Raw genomic sequence first — 4937 nt, 5'->3', positions numbered from 1 at the left:
ACCACGAGAAACCCGATTCAATACCCAATCTAAACCACTGGCCGGCAATACGCGTTTGAGATAGGCAAATAAGTAGGTCGGAAAGGTAACGTAGTAACGTATTTTAGGTCGGTTTGATTCAATTGCATGTACTAATTTATCAACAACAGCTTTTGCTGGAAGGGTGAAAGGTGCTGTTGGCCCAGGCGTTAACAGACGCCTTTCCATCGCGTTATAGTTGCTCAGATGAGCACTGTTATTTTTATCAATATGCTGTTGAAATTTTACAAAGGCATTTTGCCGGAAGTGACTGGTTATCGGTCCGGGCTCAATGAGAGAAATATCTATCCCCGTGCCTTTCAACTCTAATCTTAGCGTGTCAGCCAGGCCTTCTATGGCAAATTTACTGGCATTGTATGCACCACGATAAGGTAGCGCGATTAAACCTAATACCGAGCTGTTATAGATAATTCTGCCAAATCCCTGCTGTCGCATTTGTCTGATAACAAGGTTGGTCAGCTCCTGCGTACCAAACACATTGGTTTCAAATTGATCTCGCATTGCTTCACGTGATAGATCTTCCACTGCGCCGGGTTGGCCATAGGCGGCATTGTTGAATAACACATCGATTCGCCCATCGAAGGCTTTTAACGCCGATTCAACCATCTGCCGGATAGCTGCGCTGTTATTCAAATCGCATAACAAACTACTGATGCCGGCTTCACAGAGCATGGATTGATCTGCAGGTTTCCTTACAGTAGCGATCACATGGTAGCCACGGCGGTGTAATATTTGAGCGGCTGCCAAACCAATGCCACTTGAACATCCGGTGATCAAAATATTACGACGTGTCATATTTGGCTTGTTTTTTGACATATAAGCAATCAGAGTATGGTTAAATTATAACGGCTAAACATTTAAGCACATTGACCGCTAAATGCTATAGACCGAATCATTAAGGTGGGCAAAACGCAGGTATGTTACAAGGAAACGACATTGGTCAGGCCGATTACGAACGGTTTAGACTTTTTTTGGAACAAGCCTGCGGCATTGTTTTAGGTGATGGTAAGCAATATTTAATTGTCAGCCGCCTCACTAAACTATTACGCGATGAGAACATTCCGTCGGTAGCCGATCTGCTAAACGCCATTCAACGTGGTCATCCACGTCATTTACGTGATTCGGTCATCGACGCGATGACGACCAATGAAACCTCATGGTTCAGAGATGGTGGACCATTTGAAGTCTTTGAAAAGATGACTCTGGCTGACCTGGAAACCCGGATTACTTCACCCTGTAAAATCTGGTCGGCGGCCTGCTCTTCAGGCCAGGAACCCTACACCATCAGCATGATTTTGAGTGAATACACACGCAAGAAACCAGACAGTCGCCTGAAAAGTACGCAGATCATTGCGACCGATATTTCTAACAGTATGCTTGCTTTGGCCCGGCGAGGTGTTTATGAGGAACATGCGTTGGTCAGGGGACTTTCTGCGGCAAGACGCCAACAGTTTTTCAAACAGCTCGAAGGACGCTGGCAAATTACTGATGAAATAAAACAGCGGGTGCAATTCAGAGAACAGAACCTGTTACAGAACTACACTGGTCTCGGCCGCTTTGATGTGATCTTCTGTCGTAATGTGTTGATTTACTTCTCAATGCAACGCAAGACGGACATCCTGACCCGACTGGCCCAGGCAATGAATCCGGGCGGATACCTGTTTTTAGGGGCATCTGAGACTATTAGCGGCTATACCGAAGCATTTGACCTGCAACGCACGCCGCATGGTGTGGTATATCGTCGCCGTTAACTTTCCGTTTTATCTGTTACAGACTTCACCATTGTCGGTTCGGCCGTTTTCGCTGTAGAGGATGTTTCCGGTTTTTCGCACCACCCCAACCAACTTCCGATATATTGCAATACTGTTCTGATTAACCGCCATAAACGCGGCAGTAGCCATATCATTAACACGATAAAAATAACAAGCGCGGCCAGGAACCAGATTGGATAAGTAAGCGCTGTCCACAGGCCGGCAATCACCAGCAAGTCTTCCGTTACGGAGGCCCCCCAGTTACTGAATGGCTCTGGTGAGGTGTTGATCAGTAATCGACTACCCGCTTTAGTGGCATGTGTGGCTGCAGCCAGACTGCCTCCCAGCAGACCCGCTGTAAGTTCGATTGCGGGGCTGACATCTCCTACAGCACTGGCCGCCAACATGGCTCCTGCCGGAATACGGATAAAGGTATGCAGGGTATCCCAGCCGGTATCGACCCCCGGAACTTTATCAGCAAAAAACTCTACGCAATACATGACAGCGGCGGCGGTCATCACTAATGGATCGCTGAGTACCTGTAACTCATCCGGTAAGACAATATGACCTGTTGATCCCATATAACCGAGCATAAAAACGGCAGCATACAGGTTGATGCCACTGGCCCAGGCGGCCCCCATACTCAGTGCAATAATACTCACAGCATCCATTTAAGACTCCTGTTTGTTATAGTGGCGAGGGTCTGGATAATCAGACCTTGGAGTTTATGTGGAGTAATTTGGATGATAACCCGAACAGAGCTGCTCGCCTATCTTGATGAGTTACTGGAACCATCAAGATTTCAGGACTATTGTCCAAACGGATTACAGGTCGAAGGTAAACAGCAGATTAACATCCTGGTGACCGGTGTCACGGCAAGTCAGGCTTTATTGGATGCAGCAGTAGCCAATAATGCTGATGCAATACTGGTACATCATGGCTATTTCTGGCGTGGTGAAGCGCCAGCGGTTACCGGGCTCAAATACCAGCGCTTAAAAACCTTGTTAACCCGGGATATTAATCTGTTTGCCTACCATCTACCTTTAGATGCGCATGCAGAGCTTGGTAACAACGCGCAGTTAGCCAAAATACTGGATCTTGAAGTTGATGGTCGTATTTCAGGAACCGGAGAACCCGCTATTGGGTTGTGCGGTTGTTTAAAAGTGGCGCAATCGTTAAGTGAATTTTCATCGTTTATTGCCAACCGGCTTGGACGTGAGCCCACAACGATTGCCGGCCATAATCGCGATATCAATACCCTTGGTTGGTGTACAGGAGCCGCACAAGGTTATATTCAGCAGGCGGCAGAGTTAGGTCTGGATGCCTTTATCAGCGGGGAAGCCTCAGAACAAACCACGCATCTAGCCCGGGAGCTTGGAATTCATTACATTGCCGCGGGGCATCATGCCACTGAACGATATGGCGCCAAGGCCTTAGGTGAGCATCTTGCGGAGCACTTTGATTTGCAACATCATTTTATCGATATTGATAATCCGGTTTAATGGATAAACGAACTGCCATCAGGATGGTAACCAATATGAATGACTATATAGACAGGCTTAAGCATTTCTTCCAGGTTCAGCTCTGGCAGGAAACTGCCGAAAGTGCCAGTAAAATGAAACGTGTGTTTCGCCACTTTGTACGAGTGGCATACGTGATGGTCAGGCAATTATCGACCGGCGAATTAAATTTACGGGCAATGAGTCTGGTGTTTACCACTTTACTGTCTTTGGTCCCGTTAATTGCTGTGGCCTTCTCAGTGCTTAAAGCATTTGGAGTGCATAATCAGATAGAACCCGTCTTGTTGAATTTCATGGCGCCACTTGGTGAACGTGGTGCAGAAATGACCTCCAACATTATTGGTTTCGTGGAAAATGTCAAAGTCGGTGTACTCGGATCAATTGGTCTGGGTATGTTGTTTTACACGATTATTGCATTAGTGCAGAAAGTTGAAAGTGCATTTAATTATGTCTGGCGAGTGAAACGGCCGAGGACCCTGGCAAGGCGTTTTACCGATTATTTAAGTGTCGTCATGATTGGACCCGTGCTGGTATTTTCGGCTTTAGGCCTTGCTGCGACCGTAATGAATCATGATGTGGTTCAGACATTACAATCGATAGAACCATTCGGTACGTTGTTACTGATAATGAGCAAGTTATTACCCTATTTCATGATTGTGCTTGCCTTTACCTTTCTCTACACTTTTATTCCTAATACCAAGGTGAAACTTGGGCCTGCACTTGGTGGTGCAATGGTAGCCGGTGCATTATGGATTGGTCTGGGAACCTTGTTTGCCACCTTTGTTGCTTCATCATCAAATTACACGGCAATTTATTCCAGTTTTGCGATTCTGTTTTTCTTTATGATCTGGCTTTATCTCGGCTGGTATATTCTACTGACTGGATCGCAGGTCGCCTTTTATCTGCAGCATCCTAAATTTGTCTTGATGGGTGGAAAAACACTGGTTTTGAGCCCGCGTTTACGCGAGAAAAAAGGTTTGTGGTTAATGACAATTATGGCTCGTCGGTTTTGTGAGCAACAGCCAGCATATACCGTCACTGAGCTGGAGCAGCTGACAGCATTAAGCAGTGAAAACCTGATGGATTTACTCAGTATGTTAGAGAAAGGTGGTTTTCTGGTGGAAGTGGCTGGCGATAAAATTTCCTATACATTGGCTGGCGATGTCAGCAAAATCCGTGTCAGTGACATATTGGCCAGTTTACGGAGTGCTGAAGAAGTCGGTATTTCAAAATTACAACAACATACTGAGCCGGGTATCGAAGCATTCTTTACCGAAATAAGTGAGGCACAGGAAAACGTTTTGGATGATTTGAGTTTGCGTGATTTAGCCACAGGTAAAAATAAAGCATGATTGGGAGCAATGCTTTTCGGGGCAAGCATATTCTGCTGGGTATTACTGGCAGTATCGCCGCTTATAAAGCGGCAGATCTGGTGCGTAGATTAAAAGAACACGGGGCTGAGGTCAGGGTGATGATGAGTCATGGGGCGACGCAATTCATCACACCGCTCACCATGCAGACTGTCAGTGGTCATCCGGTGTCGTTGAATTTCTTTGATGCTGATGAAGAAGCGGCAATGGGGCATATTAAACTGGCGCGCTGGGCAGACTGGATAGTGATTGCTCCC

Annotated in this window: 6 protein-coding genes; 4 read left to right on the top strand and 2 right to left on the bottom strand. The window is 46.4% G+C overall.

The genetic code is table 11. The features are described from left to right. On the bottom strand, positions 1-855 hold an 855-nt coding region (locus B3O33_RS11825), incomplete at its 3' end, for an SDR family NAD(P)-dependent oxidoreductase (RefSeq protein WP_292363666.1). Between the two features lie 101 nt (positions 856-956). Here B3O33_RS11825 and B3O33_RS11820 point away from each other — a divergent pair. Next, the gene (locus B3O33_RS11820; RefSeq protein ID WP_292360375.1) at positions 957-1790 is read left to right on the top strand and encodes a CheR family methyltransferase; all 834 of its coding nucleotides are present in this window, start codon (positions 957-959) and stop codon (positions 1788-1790) included. Here B3O33_RS11820 and B3O33_RS11815 read toward each other — a convergent pair. Further along, a complete protein-coding gene (locus B3O33_RS11815; protein ID WP_292360373.1) occupies positions 1787-2461 on the bottom strand; it encodes a DUF4126 domain-containing protein in 675 nt (224 codons plus the stop codon). The two genes, B3O33_RS11820 and B3O33_RS11815, sit on opposite strands and share 4 nt — an antisense overlap. 72 nt (positions 2462-2533) lie before the next feature. Here B3O33_RS11815 and B3O33_RS11810 point away from each other — a divergent pair, with 72 nt between their 5' ends. The 3 genes from B3O33_RS11810 to B3O33_RS11800 form a co-directional block, all read left to right on the top strand. After that, on the top strand, positions 2534-3292 hold the full coding sequence (locus tag B3O33_RS11810) for a Nif3-like dinuclear metal center hexameric protein (RefSeq protein ID WP_292360371.1): 759 nt from the start codon (positions 2534-2536) through the stop codon (positions 3290-3292). Positions 3293-3327: 35 nt separating this feature from the next. After that, on the top strand, positions 3328-4662 hold the full coding sequence (locus B3O33_RS11805; protein WP_292360369.1) for a YhjD/YihY/BrkB family envelope integrity protein: 1335 nt from the start codon (positions 3328-3330) through the stop codon (positions 4660-4662). Beyond that, a partial coding sequence (locus B3O33_RS11800) for a flavoprotein (protein WP_292363664.1) occupies positions 4659-4937 on the top strand: 279 nt, incomplete at its 3' end. The genes B3O33_RS11805 and B3O33_RS11800, both read left to right, overlap by 4 nt.

Origin of the sequence: Methylophaga sp. UBA1464 (assembly GCF_002325665.1) — a bacterium.
Lineage (GTDB): Bacteria > Pseudomonadota > Gammaproteobacteria > Nitrosococcales > Methylophagaceae > Methylophaga.
This window is presented reverse-complemented; position numbering and strand designations above follow the sequence as displayed.

Coding starts and splice junctions, on each gene's coding strand:
- B3O33_RS11820 (WP_292360375.1), top strand. CDS start 957: ATGTTACAAGGAAACGACATTGGTCAGGCCGATTACGAACGGTTTAGA.
- B3O33_RS11815 (WP_292360373.1), bottom strand. CDS start 2,461: ATGGATGCTGTGAGTATTATTGCACTGAGTATGGGGGCCGCCTGGGCC.
- B3O33_RS11805 (WP_292360369.1), top strand. CDS start 3,328: ATGAATGACTATATAGACAGGCTTAAGCATTTCTTCCAGGTTCAGCTC.
- B3O33_RS11810 (WP_292360371.1), top strand. CDS start 2,534: ATGATAACCCGAACAGAGCTGCTCGCCTATCTTGATGAGTTACTGGAA.